Source organism: Gordonia westfalica, assembly GCF_900105725.1.
GTDB lineage: Bacteria > Actinomycetota > Actinomycetes > Mycobacteriales > Mycobacteriaceae > Gordonia > Gordonia westfalica.
The window spans coordinates 2,847,337-2,861,352 of record NZ_FNLM01000034.1; the positions used below are offsets into that span (position 1 = coordinate 2,847,337).

The window sequence follows — 14,016 nt, forward strand, 5'->3', positions numbered from 1 at the left end:
ACAACCCACGCTCGACGACAGTGGCCTGCCGAACACCGTGCGGTCACTGCGATCAACGCTGCCCGCGGACCGGTCGTCGCCATCTTCGACGCCTCCGGTGCAGGCGCTCACCACCACGACCGTCAGGGGAATCATGTTCCGCCACACCGATTACATGCAGTTCGACGTCAAACCCGAGAAGCCCGACCCCGTTTACGCGCGCAAGCTGCAGGAGCTGCTCGGCGGCGCCTTCGGCGAGATGACCGTGACGATGCAGTACCTCATGCAGGGCTGGAACTGCCGCATGAAGGGCAAGTACAAGGACCTGATCATGGACATCGCGACCGAGGAGATCGGTCACGTGGAGATGATCGCCACGATGGTCGCCCGCCTCCTCGAGGGCGCGCCGGCCACCGATTCGACCGCCAACGCGCTCGGCGATCCCGTGGTCGCCGCGGTCCTCGGCGGCAGCGATCCGACCCAGGCCGTCTTCTCCGGTGGCGGTCCGCGCCTCGCCGACAGCAACGGCGTGCCGTGGAACGCGGGCTACATCGTGCACAGCGGCAACCTGCTCGCCGACTTCCACGCGAACGTCACCGCCGAGGCGCAGGGCCGCGTCCAGACCGCGCGACTGTGGCACATGACCGACGACCCGGGCGTGCAGGACATGCTGCGGTTCAACCTGGCCCGCGACACCCTCCATCAGAACCTGTGGCTCAAGGCCATCGAGGAACTCAAGGCGGACGGTCTCGAGGGCACCATCGCCCCCGATGATCTCTTCGACGAGGAGTACAGCGAGCACGCGAGCACGCTGTGGCATCTGTCGGACGGTGCGGACTCGGACAAGGGCGGCTGGGCGAGCGGTCCCACCCCGGACGGGAAGCACGAGTTCAAGTTCCTCGCCGATCCGCAACCCCTCGGCGACCGCCAATCCGGTCCGCCGCCGGATCCGAAGCTCTACGCGACCTACGATGGCGCCGTGGGGACCCCGCAGAAGCCGAAGTTCGGCACTGAAAAGGGTGTCATGGGCAAGATCAAGGACGTCGTCGATCCTGATCCCACCGGATAGAGACGCCCGTCGCATGTGCGGCAGGCCGCGGACCCCGAGGGTTCGCGGCCTGCCGTGCCGATGGCGTGTCGCCCGATCTACGGAGGTGCCATGACTGACCTGCCCGATCTCATCACCACGCCGTTCCGCTGGCTCGGTGCACTGCGGCACGCGCGCGTGTTCCATCCCGACGGCCTGCTGTGCGGGGGCCGGGCGTCGGTCTCGGGCGACCATCCGCTGCCGTTCCGGTCCGGTCCGGTCACGGTCCGTCTGTCGAAGGGCATCGGCACCCCGGGCAGTCTGCCCGACATCGTCGGCGTTGCCGTACGTTTTCCGGCCTCGGCCCCGACCAACGCCCCGGCCGGCGCCCCGACCCCGGTGAACGGCACCGACGGCGCCGTGTCCGGCGCATGGGACCTGCTGCTCGCCGGACCTGCTCCGCTGTCCGGTCGACTGCCCGTTCCGCTCCCGACGACACACTGGGCGCCGACGGCCGTCTCGAGCCTCACGCCCTACCGCTACGACGGCGAGCTGTACTGGATCCGCGCCCGCATCGTCGAGCCCACCGGGCCGTCCGGTCTGGATGTCGAGGATCTCGCCGCCTGCCTGCGCACCAAGCGGCCCGTGGTCATCATCCTGGAAGCCGGCTTCGGACGGTTCGTACCCCTGGTGCGGATCGAACTCGACCATGTGCTGACCGGGCTCGACATCGACTTCGACCCGATCCTCCACCGCCCCGAGGGCGTCGAGTTCGCGCCGTCATGGCTGGGAGATCTGCGCCGGCGCGCGTACCGCGACAGCAGGAAGGGCCGTCACTCGGTGGTGTCCTGATCCTTCGTCTCGGATGTGCGCGGCTCGATCTTTCGCAGCTCGCTCTTCTTGCCGGCCGGCGGTAGCCCCATCCGCACGGCGGCGTGTGCCTGCGTGAGTTCGCTGCGGAAACGGTCGACGTCACGGGCCCAGGCCTGCGCGAGCCGGCCGGAGGTCAGCCGCACTCCCACACCCTTCCGACGCCGCGGCACCCCGTGCAGTTCGCCGAGTGCCGACGCCGACTCCCAGTCCTCGGGCGTCGGGGAATTGTTGGGCGGGTAGATCTTCTCGATGTCGGCGAGCGGCGTCGTCACCGCGCCCTGGCGCAGCGTCGTCTCGGTGAGTTCGACGCTGACGTGCCGACGCGCGGCGGTCACCTGCACGAGAGAGAAGCCGAGCAGGACCACCAGGAAGATGATGAGGACCGGCCAGTGCACCTGCCCGGGACCGAGGATCTCCATGACGAGGACGGCGAGGACGAGGACCGGCCCGATGAGGACCACCCACCTGCTGCCGCCGGGTTCGTAGAACAGGACCTCGCCCGGATCAGGCTCGGCTTCCACCGGCTCGACGGACTCGACCGGCTCGACGGGATCGTCGTCGCCGGCAGGTGCGGAGGCCTCGTCGGTCACGGCTTCTTCTTGCGCGGTGCGCGCTGCTTCTTGGGTTCGGGCGCCTTGCCGGTGTACCAGGTCTCCGAGTCCGGCCGGTAGGCCAGCAGCGAACCGAACAATCCGACGATCGCGGCCAGCAGCGCCAGGGCGAACAACGGCGATCCGAGTCCGACGCTGAGGAACAGCAGCATGGCGACGACGACGAGCGTCAGCGCCGACAGCGAGGAACGCCAGCGAACGTCACCGGTGAACGCCTTGCTGCCCAGGAGGATGTACGCGACTCCCACGATCAGGATGAGCACGCCGAGCATCGCCGAGGACATCGACCCGGAGTCGTCGACCGCGGACAGGACCACCACGAGGATTCCGAGCAGGGCCAGGAGCGCTCCCGACGCCACCCAGCACCGGTAGGCCCAGACGACGAGTTTCGGACGCTGCGCCGGGTCGGGACTTGTCACTGCTTCTTCGGTCCTTCGCTGTCGGGGTCGGGGGTCTCGGGCTTACGGAGGTCGGGGGTTCCACCACGGGCCGCGTCGCCGGATGAACTGTCACCATACGGTGTGCCGGCGGACCGCGTACCCGGCTGTGACGCAGATCCGTACGGGTTCGGTGGCGGCTCATGCGGTGCCGGAGACGGGCTGTGGCCGTACGGATTCTGGCCGTACGGGTTCTGCCCGTAGGGATCGGTTCCGTAGGGATTCTGGCCGTAGGGATTCTGGCCGTACGGGTAGGGCGGTGCGGCCGGCGGCACGGGCCGGGGCTTGCGCTCCTCCGCCATACGTCGGCAGTACTTCTCCGAGTCGCCCCGCATCAGCAGCACGGTCGCGCCGAGCGCTGCGACACCGCTGATGACCAGAGGGACCGTCGCCCAGGCCGGGTCGGTGCTCCCGAAGAGCGAGAAGAGCAGGTTGACGACGATGTAGACACCCATCGCGCCCAACACGATGCGGGCCCAGTTGTAGCCCTTCCGCGTGAACCACACGATCAGCGCCGTGATCACGGTCAGGAACACCGACATCGCCGCGAGCAGGCCGATGACGAAGCCCGACGACGTCATGAACTGCACCTGGTCCGCGGAGAGACCCTGCTGGGGGTTGTCGCGAACCTGATCACGGACGAGGTCGACGAAGGTGCCGGTCTGCGCGAACAGCGCGACGATCTGTCCGACGACGACCACCACCCACAGTTCGACGGCGATCGAGATCGAATCCGGGATCGTCGGGCGCTGCCGTGCGTCGGGCTCTGACGAGGCGCGCATCGGGTCGAACGGTGCGGACATGGCACCAGCCTAGTGGGATGTGCCCGCGGCCCGCGCACGCGTCCGGTGAGGCCGTGCGAGCGGGCTCAGGACAGCCGGTCGGCGACCTCGGTGGCCCAGTAGGTCAGGATGACCGACGCACCCGCACGGCGGATCGAGGTCAGCGATTCGAGGATCGCCGCGTCCCGGTCGATCCAGCCACGCTCGGCGGCGGCCGTGATCATCGCGTACTCCCCGCTGATCTGATAGGCGGCGACGGGGACGTCGCTCATCTCGGCGACGTCGCGCACGATGTCGAGGTAGCTCATCGCGGGCTTGACCATCACCATGTCGGCACCCTCCTCGAGATCGAGGCGCACCTCCCGCAGCGACTCGATCCGGTTGGCCGCGTCCTGCTGGTAGGTCCGGCGGTCCCCCTGCAACGACGAGCCGACCGCCTCGCGGAACGGCCCGTAGAAAGCCGACGCGTACTTGGCGGAGTAGGCCAGAACCCCGGTGTCGGTGAAGCCCTCGGCGTCGAGAGCCTCACGGATGGCGGCGACCTGGCCGTCCATCATCCCGCTCGGCCCGAGGAGCTGTGCGCCGGCGCGGGCCTGCGCCAGCGACATCGAGACGTAGCGGTCCAGGGTCGCATCGTTGTCGACGCGGCCACTGCCGTCGACCACACCGCAGTGACCGTGATCGGTGAACTCGTCCAGGCAGGTGTCGGCCATGAGGACCGTCGAGTCACCGAGGTCGTCGGTCAGCGCGCGCAGCGCCCGATTGAGGATTCCGTCGTCGGCGTCGGCACCCGAACCGGTCGCGTCCTTGTCCTCCGTGCGCGGCACACCGAACAGCATCAGACCACCGACGCCGGCCTCGACCGCCTCGACCGCGGCAGCGCGCAGCGAGGCAAGAGTGTGCTGCACGACGCCGGGCATCGACGAGATCGGCTTCGGCTCGTCGATGCCGTCGGCGACGAACATCGGCAGCACGAGTTGCCTTGGCGCGAGGGTGGTCTCGGCGACCAGCCGACGCATCGCCGCGGTGGTGCGCAGCCGGCGCGGACGGATCAGCGGTGCCATGTCGTCTCCTTCGTCTCACGGGCCCTTCGAGGCTCGTCGACTTCGATTCACTCCTTCGTCGCTCACCCAGCCCGGCGGCTGTCGCTCCTCACGCCTCAGGGAGCGGATAGCTCACGAACGCGATCGACGGGACTTCTTGCGCGGCGGGGGCAGTGCGCCCTCGGCACGGAGCCGGGCGGCGTGCTCGGCGAGCGCGTCGACCAGCTCGAGGACCGAGGCGTTCTCCGGCTGCACGTCGACGCGCAGCCCGAATTCCGTTGCGGTCTCGGCGGTCTTGGGCCCGATGCACGCAACGATGGTGCGCGCGTGCGGCTTTCCGGCGATGCCGACGAGGTTCCGGACCGTCGAGCTCGAGGTGAAGCAGACCGCGTCGAAGCCGCCGGTCTTGATCATCTCGCGGGTCTCGGCGGGCGGCGGTGCGGCGCGCACGGTGCGGTACGCCGTCACGTCGTCGATCTCCCAGCCGCGGTCACGCAGACCCTCGGAGAGCGTCTCGGTGGCGATGTCGGCCCGCGGCAGCAGGATTCGGTTCACCGGGTCGAAGACGTCGTCGTACGGCGGGAACTCGTCGAGCAGCCCCAGCGAGCTCTGCTCACCCGACGGCACGAGTTCGGGGTTGATGCCGAAGGACCGGACCTTCTCCGCGGTGGCCTCGCCGACGCAGGCGATCTTCACGCCGGAGAAGGCGCGGGCGTCGAGACCGAACTCGGCGAACTTCTCCCACACGGCGCGGACCGAGTTTGTGGAGGTGAACACCACCCACTGGTAGCGGCCGTCGACGAGCCCCTTGACCGCGCGCTCCATCTGCGCGGGACTGCGCGGCGGCTCGACGGCGATCGTGGGCACTTCCTTGGGCATCGCGCCGTGACTGACGAGGCGATCGCTCATGTCGCCGGCCTGGTCCTTGGTGCGCGGCACCAGCACGGTCCAGCCGTAGAGGGAGCGCGACTCCCACCACGAGAGCTTGCCACGCGAGGCGACGACCTTGCCGACCGTCACGACCAGCGGACCGGTCAGGGCGTTGCCCTGCTCGTTGAGCGTAGCGAGCGTGGCCTCGATGGTGCGCTGCGCGCATGTGGTGCCGTTGATGGTGATGGCCGCAGGCGTCTGCGGTGCCATCCCGTGCTCGGTCAGCGCGCTGGCCGTCTCGGCCAGGTGGCCGGAGGTCGCGTGCAGGACCAGCGGGCCGGGAGCCGCGGCCAGGGCGGCCCAGTCGACCTCGCCGCGCACGTCGGCCTCGGTGTGCGTCGACCCCAGCGGCATGCCGGCGTAGCTCGGGACGACCGAGGCGGCGGGCAGACCCGGCAGCACCTCAAAGGTGACCGAGTGTCGGGCCACGGCGTTGACCTCGGCGAGCACCGAATCGGTGGTCAGCGGATCACCGGCGACGACGCGGACCACGTCGTCACCGTTGCGGGCGGCGGCCACGAGGGTCTTGGCGACCTCGGTCGGGTCACCGAGCGCCGGACGCACCACCGACTCCTCGTCGGCCTTGTCGGCCTCCGGAGCGGGCGCGTCCGCGGCGGTGTCTGCCGCATCGGTGCCATCGGCGTCGACTTTGTCGTCCGCCGTCTTGTCGGCCTTCTTGGTCGACCGGCGGGTGTTCGGTGCGGGTTCTTCGCGGTGTGCGCTGCCGATCAGCGACACCACGGCGGCCGGGACATCGGGATCGATGTACGCCGTGGTCGCGTTGATGATCACGGTGCGTGCCCGCACGGTGAGCAGGTCTGGGTCGCCTGGACCCGACCCCACGAACAGGATCCGTCCGGGATTTGCCTTCTTCGTACGGCTCATGGGTTCGCACTCTCCTGCCCTCGCGTCGAGGGCTGCAGTTCTTTCTCTGCTAGGGAGAGTTGACGATTTCGCCCGCTCCCAGCTCCAGCAGTTCGGCGGCGAGATCCTTACCGAGTTCGACGGCTCGATCGACCGGGCCCACCGCCGAAGCGCGGATCACGTCGGATCCGTCCTCGGCCGCCACTGCCGCACGAAGCGACAGTTCGGCGAAGATGCGCCCGTCCTCGTCGATCGATTCGACCACCTCGGCGATCGCTCCGACCGGCGCAGTACACCCGGCCTCGAGGGCCGTGAGTACTGCCCGTTCGGCATCGATGGCCGCCCGGGTGGACTTGTCGTCCAACTCGGCGAGTATTCTCACCAGTTCGGCATCGTCTGAGCGGCACTCCACAGCGAGAGCACCCTGCGCCGGAGCCGGCAGCATGACGACCGGATCGAGCGCTTCGGAGACCACTTCGGTCCGTCCGATGCGCACGAGGCCGGCGCGGGCGACCACGACTGCGTCGAGTTCGCCGCTGGCGACTTTGCCCAACCGAGAATCTAGGTTGCCTCGTAGGGGGCGGATTTCCAAACCGAGACCCAATGCCTTAAGCTGTGCCGCCCGGCGGGGCGCCGAGGTGCCGACCACCGATCCCGGCGGCAGTTCGCCGAGCACCAGATCGTCCCGGCTGACCAGCGCGTCTCGCGGGTCCACCCGGGTCGGGACGGCCGCGATCGTGAGGTCGTCCTCGGGGCCGTGGGGAGGTCCTTGTAGGAGTGCACCGCGACGTCGACCTCGTCGTTGCGGAGCGCGACGCGGATGGCGGTGGTGAAGACCCCGACGCCGATCTCAGCCACCGGCGCCGACGAGGCGTCACCGGCGGTCTTGATGATCACCAGTTCGGCCGGGTGGCCGGCGGCGGTGAGTGCGTCGGCGATGGTCTGGGACTGGGTGGTGGCCAGCAGAGAACCCCGCGTACCGATTCGGATCGGCGCGGTTCGAGAGTCGGTCATCGGTCACCCTGCTCGCCGGCCGGATCGGTGGTCCCCAGTCGGTCGGGCGCCGAAACCGACTCTGCCGCACCGGGTTTGAGTTCGAACAATTCGCGCAGAGCCTCCGCGTAGTGGTCACCGTTGGGCGTCGACGCGAGCTGCTTCACCCGCACCGTCGGTGCGTGCAACAGCTTGTCGACGACGCGGCGGACGGTCTTGGCGACCTCGTCGCGCTGGTTGTTCTCGAGGTCCGGGAGCCGGGTCTCGAGACGCAGGATCTCGGCTTCGACGACGTCCGCGGCGCGCTGACGGAGGGCCGCGACGGTCGGCGTGACCTCGGCCTGGCGCTGATGGGTCAGGTACTCGGCGAGCTCGCCGGCGACGATCGACCGCGCCGCGAGGGTGTCGTTCTCGGCGGCCTGGGTCTCGGAGTCGCCGCGCAGACCCTCGATGTCGACGACGTGCACGCCGGGCAGGCGGGCCGCGGCCGGATCGACGTTGCGCGGGAGCCCGAGGTCGCAGATCACCATCGGGGTGGAATCGCCGTTGCGGTTTCGCTCGGCGAGAGCCGAATGCACCGCACCCACGCTCACCACGGAGCCGACCGCGCCGGTACAGCTGACCACGACGTCGGCGGCGGCCATCGCGGCCGGCAGCTCGTCGAGGCCCACGCCGTGCACGGTGATGCCGTGGTTGGCGGCGATGTTGTCGGCCAGGTGGCGGGCGTTCTCGACCGTGCGATTGACCACCGACATCTCGGTGACGCCCTCACGGGCCAGCTGGGCGGTCGCGAGGCCGCCCATGGCACCGGCGCCGACCACCACCGCGGTGCGCAGCCGGTGCGCCCCGGTCGCGGGATCGGTGAGAAGCGCCTTGGCGCGATGCAGGGCCACGGACACGACCGATGCGCCGGCACGGTCGATGCCGGTCTCGGTGTGGACCCGCTTGCCCACGCGGAGTGCCTGCTGGGCGAGCTCGTGCAGGACGCGTCCGGCCGAGTCGTTGGCGTCCGCGCTCAGGTAGGAGTTGCGGATCTGGCCGAGGATCTGTTGCTCGCCGACGACGAGCGAGTCGAGCCCGGCGGCGACGGTGAACAGATGCTCGACGGCGGCCTCGGAGTAGCGGACGTAGGCGTGGCGCGTCATCTCGTTGACGGTCATCCCCGAGTGGTCGCCGAGGACCTCGCCGACCGCCTCGAGGGCCGGGTGGAAGGCGTCGACGACCGCGTAGATCTCGACGCGGTTGCAGGTCGAGACGACCATGGCCTCGGAGATCGACCGCGACGACAGCAGCTCGTCGACCAGCTTCGGACGGTCGTGGTCGGAGACCGTCAACCGCTCGAGCACCTCGACCGGCGCACTGCGGTGCGACACCCCGAACAACAGAACACTCACGCTGTCACCGTTTCTTCACCCATTGCATTTCCGCGGCGCCCGTCGGCCGCCTTCACCTCGCGAGGCGCACCGATGTCGCTGCGTGAGGAGATCTTGAGCTCGTTCCGCGGGGCCTGCGTCGTGGCACGAGAGGCCTGGAACGTCAACACTTGCAGTTCCAAGGCTAGATCAACTTGTCTGACGACGACATCCGCCTCCGTCGTGAGCGCCACCGGCGTGACGTTGAGCACCTGGCGGACCCCGGCGGTGACGAAGGCCTCGAAGGCACTCCGGGCGGCCTCGTCGGCCGTGGCCACGACCCCGATCGCCACGGCCGGCTCGACCTGGGCGCAGACCGACGCGATCTCGGTGAGCGGGGCTATCGTCGGCCCGCCGACCTCGAACGATGTGCCGGCAAGGGCCGGATCGGCGTCGAACATCGCGGCGACCCGGAATCCGCGGCCGAAACCGGTGTGCGCGAGCAGCGCGCGTCCGAGCTGGCCGGCGCCGGCCAGTGCGACCGTGTGGATGCTGTCGGTGTGCAAGGTCATCGAGATGCGCGCGGTGAGACGTCCGACGTCATACCCGACCCCCCGGACGCCGTTCGCGGCGACGTAGGAGAGGTCCTTGCGGAGGATCGCGGGGTTCACGCCCGCCGCGGTGGCCAGTTCGCCGCTGGAGGCGACCAGGATGCCCCGCTGGCTGAACGACCGCAGGACGTGCAGATAGGTGGCCAGACGGGCCACGGTGGGGGCGGGGATGGCCGTGGCGACCGCGGGAGCGGGCGGCGGCAACGCCGACGCGGGAGGGTCGGCGTCGCCGGGCTTCGAACGATCGGCGCCCACGCTCACCTCCACATCCCCTCGGTCACTCACTCACCACGATGCACCGAGGATATAACCCCCTGTGAAACTCTTCACATGGACCCTCACGATTCGGGGGTCTGTGTTAAGCGCAACAGTTTCTGCGCGATGGCGGATCGACGCCCACTCGCCGGTCAGCCCCGGCGCCCGAGGTCGGCACGCAGCCGCGGCTCGTCGACCTCCCAGTAGCTGTGCTCGTCACCGTCGAGCAGCACCACGGGAAGCCGGTCGCCGAAGTCCGCACGGATCTCGGGACGACCGTCGGCCGCGGCCCGGTCGACGTCGACCTCGGTGAACTCCACTCCCAGCTCGTCACAGAGCCGCGTCAGGTCGCGACGAGCGGTCGCGCACATGTGGCATCCCTCACGGGTCAGCAGTTCCACGGTCATGACCCCATCCTCGCAGCGCCGCACTCCCCCGACGCCGCGACCCCGGCGCTGTGACGAGGGCTACGCCCGGGCACGCCGGGACCGGCCTGGCGTCGACGCGGATCGTCGTGTGCGGCCGCTAGGCTGGACCGCGCAGGCAGTGCTGGCGCCAGACGTGGGAGGTGGGCGGTGGGCAACACCCCGGGCCCGGGAGACGAGCGACCCGACAACGAGTCGGCTGCTGCCCCCGACACCCCTTCGCCAGAGGTCCCTGCGCCCGATGCCTCTGCGCCCGATGTCTCTGCGCCTGATGTCTCTGCGCCTGATGTCTCCGCGCCCGCTTCCCCCGTGCCCTCGGCGCCCGAGAGCTCCGGTGCCACCCCGCTCGACACCGGCGACGACTGGGAGACCCAGGCCGCGCGCATCGAGTTCGACGACGACTTCGACGAGGACGACGAACTCCACGATCTCGCCGAGGACGACGAGTCCAACCGGGTCACCACCTGGATCTCCCAGCGCGCCAGCGCCGCGACCGGCCGATTCCGCCAGACCGCACACGAACTCCGCCAGACTCTCGCCGGTGAGGCGAGCGCGAAGGCAGCCGTCGACTCGCTGCGGCTGCGCGAACCATCCGACGCCGAGCCGGGCGAGGCTCCTCGGGACCTGACCGCCGCCGCATTCTTCGATGTCGACAACACCTTGGTCCAGGGCGCGTCGATCGTGCACTTCGCCCGCGGCCTCGCGGCCAGGAAGTACTTCACCTACGGCGACATCATGGATTTCGCGTGGACCCAGGCGAAGTTCCGGATCACCGGCAAGGAGAACGCCCGCGACGTCGCCGAGGGCCGGGAGAAGGCGTTGTCGTTCATCGCCGGCCGGCAGACCTCCGAGCTCGTCGAACTCGGCGAGGAGATCTTCGACGACTACATCGCGGACAAGATCTGGCCCGGGACGCGCGCTCTCGCCCAGCGTCATCTCGACGCCGGCCAGCAGGTCTGGCTGGTCACCGCCACGCCGGTCGAACTCGCGCAGACCATCGCCGATCGGCTCGGGCTCACCGGCGCGTTGGGCACGGTCGCCGAGAGCGTCGACGGCGTGTTCACCGGACGACTCGTCGGCGACATCCTGCACGGACCCGGTAAGGCCCATGCGGTGCGCGCACTCGCCATCCGTGAGGGCCTGAACCTCAAACGCTGTACCGCGTACTCGGATTCGCACAACGACGTCCCGATGCTGTCGCTGGTCGGCAAGGCGGTCGCGATCAACCCCGACACCGACCTGCGCGACGTCGCGAAGGTGCGCGGGTGGGAGATGTACGACTTCCGGACAGCACGCAAGGCGGCGAAGTACGGTGCCGGTACCGCCATCGTGCTGGGAGCCGCCGGTGGCGGTGCCGCGGCGGCCGCACGGCTGCTACGTCACCGCTGAGGCGTCGCCTCGTCACGGCGTCGGTGACCGCACCCGGAGAGACCCCCATCCCGGAGAGGACCACCCATGACCACCGACGAGAACCTCACCGATCTCCGAAGCAGCGCAGCCGGGACCGGGACACCCGACACGCTCCGCAGGCTCGAGCAGCGCGTGTTGTGGCTCGCGACGTCGATGATCCACCACGCCAACCGGGTTCGGCCGAATCCGTCGGGACTCAAGGTCGGTGGACACCAGGCGTCGTGTGCCTCGATGGTGTCGATCATGACGTCGCTGTGGTTCTCCCGGTTGCGGCCGGGCGACCGGGTCTCGGTGAAACCGCATGCGTCACCGGTCCTGCACGGCATCAACTATCTGCTCGGCGGGCTCGACGAGTCGTACCTGACGACGCTGCGGGAATTCGGCGGACTGCAGTCGTATCCGAGCCGCACCAAAGATCCCGATGCGGTGGACTATTCGACCGGATCGGTGGGAATCGGTGCGACCGCACCGATCTGGGGCGCGGTGGCCCGCCGCTATCTCGACACGACGATCGGCGGCCCCGATGCGGTTGCCGCCGACCGCCGTTCCCCCACGGTCCTCGCCCGGCAGTACTCGCTCGTGGGTGACGCCGAACTCGACGAGGGCGCGGTCTGGGAGGCGATCCTCGACCCCTCCGTGGCCGAACTCGGCGAGATCGTCTGGATCGTCGACCTCAACCGGCAGTCGCTGGACCGCGTCGTCCCCAACATCGCCGCCGGACGTCTGGAGGCCATGTTCGCCGCCGCCGGATGGCAGGTCATCCTGGTGAAATTCGGCCGCCTGCTGGAGGAACTGTTCCAGCGGCCGGGCGGCACCGCGCTCCGTACGCGCATCCTCGACATGCCGAACCCGGAGTATCAGCGCCTCCTGCGGTGCGACGCCGACGAGGTCCGTGAGCGACTGCCCGGATCAGGATCGGACGCGGATGCCGTCGCGACGCTGATCGCCGGTGTCGACGACGAGACCCTCCTCGCGGCGATCCGCAATCTCGGCGGCCACGACCTCGACGCCCTGATCGGCGCCTACGAGCAGATCGACGACACCCGCCCGACCGTCATCCTCGCCTACACCATCAAGGGCAACGGCCTGCCGATCGAGGGCCACCCGCAGAACCACTCGTCGCTGCTCACCGTCGAACAGTACGACGAGCTCGCGGCGTCTCTCGGTCTGGATGCGGCGCACCCGTGGGGGCGGTTCGACGAGGGCACCGCCGAGGCCCGGTTGTGCGCGCAGGTCGCCGAGCGGCTCCGGCGCGAACCCGTCGCGCCCACCACACCGCCCGCCGTCCCGGCCGACACCGGGAAGACACCGTCGGGAACCTCGACAACCCAAGCGGCACTGGGCCGTACGCTCCTCGCCCTGTCCCGGGAGGCTCCCGAGGCATCGGCCCGGGTGGTCACCGTGAGCCCCGACGTCAGCTCGACGACCAATCTCGCCGGCTGGCTGAACAAGGTCGGGGTGTGGTCGCCGGACGAACGCCGCGACTGGTTCGCCGACGACGCGGAGACGATCATGCACTGGCGGGAACGTCCGACCGGCCAGCACATGGAACTCGGTATCGCCGAGACGAATCTGGCGGGACTGATCGGCGAGCTCGGCGCGACGTGGAGTCGTTGGGGCGAGCCGCTGTTCCCGATCGGCGTGCTCTACGACCCTTTCGTGGAACGCACGCTCGAGCCCTGGTCCTACGGCATCTACGCGGGCGGACAGTCGATCCTCGTGGGCACCCCGTCCGGTGTCACCCTCGCAGCCGAAGGCGGCGCGCACCAATCGATCAAGACACCGTCGATCGGTCTGGAGCAACCCGGTTGCGTCGGCTACGAACCGGCCTTCGCGATCGACGTCGAGTGGACCCTCCTGTCGTGCATCGGACGACTCGGACGCCCCGACGGGACCTCGTCGTATCTGCGCCTCTCCACGCGCCCGGTCGACCAGCGACTCGCCGCGGTTCCCGACGACCCGGCCGCCCGTGAACGCCGCCGACGTCAGGTGGTCGCCGGTGGATATTTGTTACGCCGCACCGAATCCCCGCAGGTGACGCTGGTCGGGATGGGTGCGGTCGTCACCGAGACCCTCGCTGCCGCCGACCGTCTCGCCGAGCAGGGTGTGGCCGCCGACGTCGTGTGCGTGACGAGTCCCGGGCTGATCTTCGGGCTATGCAGGCACGCCGCGGGCTCGCCGAGGACCCGACGTGGATTCTCGACCAGGTCTTCCCGCCCGGCCGCGCGGCGCCGATGGTCACGGTCCTCGACGGGCACCCGCACACGCTCGCCTTCCTGACGGGCATCAACAACGTGCCGGGTGCGGCACTCGGCGTCAGCCGGTTCGGCCAGGTCGGCTCACTCGAGGACGTGTACCGCCACCACGGCATCGACACCGGCTCGATCGTCCGCGCCGCTCTCGACCTGGCCCCCTGAAACCGGT

11 protein-coding genes and 2 pseudogenes are annotated in these 14,016 nt (G+C 69.5%); 4 read left to right on the forward strand and 9 right to left on the reverse strand.

All coding sequences use genetic code 11. The annotated features are described in order from the left end of the window. Nucleotides 1–133 precede the first annotated feature (133 nt). The gene (locus BLU62_RS18315; RefSeq protein WP_074853005.1) at nucleotides 134–1,048 is read left to right on the forward strand and encodes a manganese catalase; all 915 of its coding nucleotides are present in this window, start codon (nucleotides 134–136) and stop codon (nucleotides 1,046–1,048) included. Nucleotides 1,049–1,138: 90 nt separating this feature from the next. Then, on the forward strand, nucleotides 1,139–1,858 hold the full coding sequence (locus BLU62_RS18320; RefSeq protein ID WP_074853006.1) for a hypothetical protein: 720 nt from the start codon (nucleotides 1,139–1,141) through the stop codon (nucleotides 1,856–1,858). Here the strand turns inward: BLU62_RS18320 and BLU62_RS18325 are convergent. The 9 genes and pseudogenes from BLU62_RS18325 to BLU62_RS18365 all read right to left on the reverse strand — a co-directional run bounded on the left by BLU62_RS18325 (nucleotide 1,840) and on the right by BLU62_RS18365 (nucleotide 10,164). Next, nucleotides 1,840–2,469, reverse strand: coding sequence for a DUF3093 domain-containing protein (locus BLU62_RS18325; RefSeq protein ID WP_074851202.1), 630 nt, complete (start codon nucleotides 2,467–2,469; stop codon nucleotides 1,840–1,842). The two genes, BLU62_RS18320 and BLU62_RS18325, sit on opposite strands and share 19 nt — an antisense overlap. Continuing rightward, entirely contained in the window at nucleotides 2,466–2,909 is a 444-nt protein-coding gene (locus BLU62_RS18330; protein ID WP_074851203.1) for a hypothetical protein, read from the reverse strand. The genes BLU62_RS18325 and BLU62_RS18330 overlap by 4 nt, the downstream gene beginning before the upstream one ends. Further along, a complete protein-coding gene (locus BLU62_RS18335; protein ID WP_074851204.1) occupies nucleotides 2,906–3,730 on the reverse strand; it encodes a hypothetical protein in 825 nt (274 codons plus the stop codon). Before BLU62_RS18335 ends, BLU62_RS18330 begins: the two co-directional genes overlap by 4 nt. A 65-nt stretch (nucleotides 3,731–3,795) precedes the next feature. Beyond that, nucleotides 3,796–4,773: a porphobilinogen synthase gene (hemB, locus tag BLU62_RS18340; protein WP_074851205.1), complete on the reverse strand. Its 978-nt coding sequence runs from the start codon at nucleotides 4,771–4,773 to the stop codon at nucleotides 3,796–3,798. Between the two features lie 111 nt (nucleotides 4,774–4,884). After that, complete coding sequence (locus tag BLU62_RS18345) at nucleotides 4,885–6,567, reverse strand: bifunctional uroporphyrinogen-III C-methyltransferase/uroporphyrinogen-III synthase (protein ID WP_074851206.1); 1,683 nt, start codon at nucleotides 6,565–6,567, stop codon at nucleotides 4,885–4,887. Between the two features lie 49 nt (nucleotides 6,568–6,616). After that, nucleotides 6,617–7,560 (reverse strand): annotated as a pseudogene (gene hemC / locus BLU62_RS18350) (hydroxymethylbilane synthase). Further along, nucleotides 7,557–8,933, reverse strand: a complete 1,377-nt coding sequence (locus BLU62_RS18355) for a glutamyl-tRNA reductase (protein ID WP_074851207.1) — start codon at nucleotides 8,931–8,933, stop codon at nucleotides 7,557–7,559. Before BLU62_RS18355 ends, hemC begins: the two are co-directional and overlap by 4 nt. Next, nucleotides 8,930–9,757 carry a redox-sensing transcriptional repressor Rex gene (locus tag BLU62_RS18360; protein WP_074853007.1) on the reverse strand — a complete coding sequence of 276 codons (828 nt, stop codon included), beginning with the start codon at nucleotides 9,755–9,757 and terminating at the stop codon, nucleotides 8,930–8,932. Before BLU62_RS18360 ends, BLU62_RS18355 begins: the two co-directional genes overlap by 4 nt. 152 nt (nucleotides 9,758–9,909) lie before the next feature. Continuing rightward, complete coding sequence (locus tag BLU62_RS18365; RefSeq protein ID WP_074851208.1) at nucleotides 9,910–10,164, reverse strand: glutaredoxin family protein; 255 nt, start codon at nucleotides 10,162–10,164, stop codon at nucleotides 9,910–9,912. Between the two features lie 327 nt (nucleotides 10,165–10,491). Between BLU62_RS18365 and BLU62_RS18370 the strand changes: the two genes are divergently transcribed. After that, complete coding sequence (locus BLU62_RS18370; protein ID WP_310950725.1) at nucleotides 10,492–11,571, forward strand: HAD family hydrolase; 1,080 nt, start codon at nucleotides 10,492–10,494, stop codon at nucleotides 11,569–11,571. Nucleotides 11,572–11,637: 66 nt separating this feature from the next. Next, a pseudogene (locus tag BLU62_RS18375) lies at nucleotides 11,638–14,009 on the forward strand (transketolase-like TK C-terminal-containing protein). The last annotated feature ends 7 nt before the right edge of the window (nucleotides 14,010–14,016 follow it).

Coding starts and splice junctions, on each gene's coding strand:
- BLU62_RS18315 (WP_074853005.1), top strand. CDS start 134: ATGTTCCGCCACACCGATTACATGCAGTTCGACGTCAAACCCGAGAAG.
- BLU62_RS18320 (WP_074853006.1), top strand. CDS start 1,139: ATGACTGACCTGCCCGATCTCATCACCACGCCGTTCCGCTGGCTCGGT.
- BLU62_RS18335 (WP_074851204.1), bottom strand. CDS start 3,730: ATGTCCGCACCGTTCGACCCGATGCGCGCCTCGTCAGAGCCCGACGCA.
- hemB (WP_074851205.1), bottom strand. CDS start 4,773: ATGGCACCGCTGATCCGTCCGCGCCGGCTGCGCACCACCGCGGCGATG.
- BLU62_RS18345 (WP_074851206.1), bottom strand. CDS start 6,567: ATGAGCCGTACGAAGAAGGCAAATCCCGGACGGATCCTGTTCGTGGGG.
- BLU62_RS18365 (WP_074851208.1), bottom strand. CDS start 10,164: ATGACCGTGGAACTGCTGACCCGTGAGGGATGCCACATGTGCGCGACC.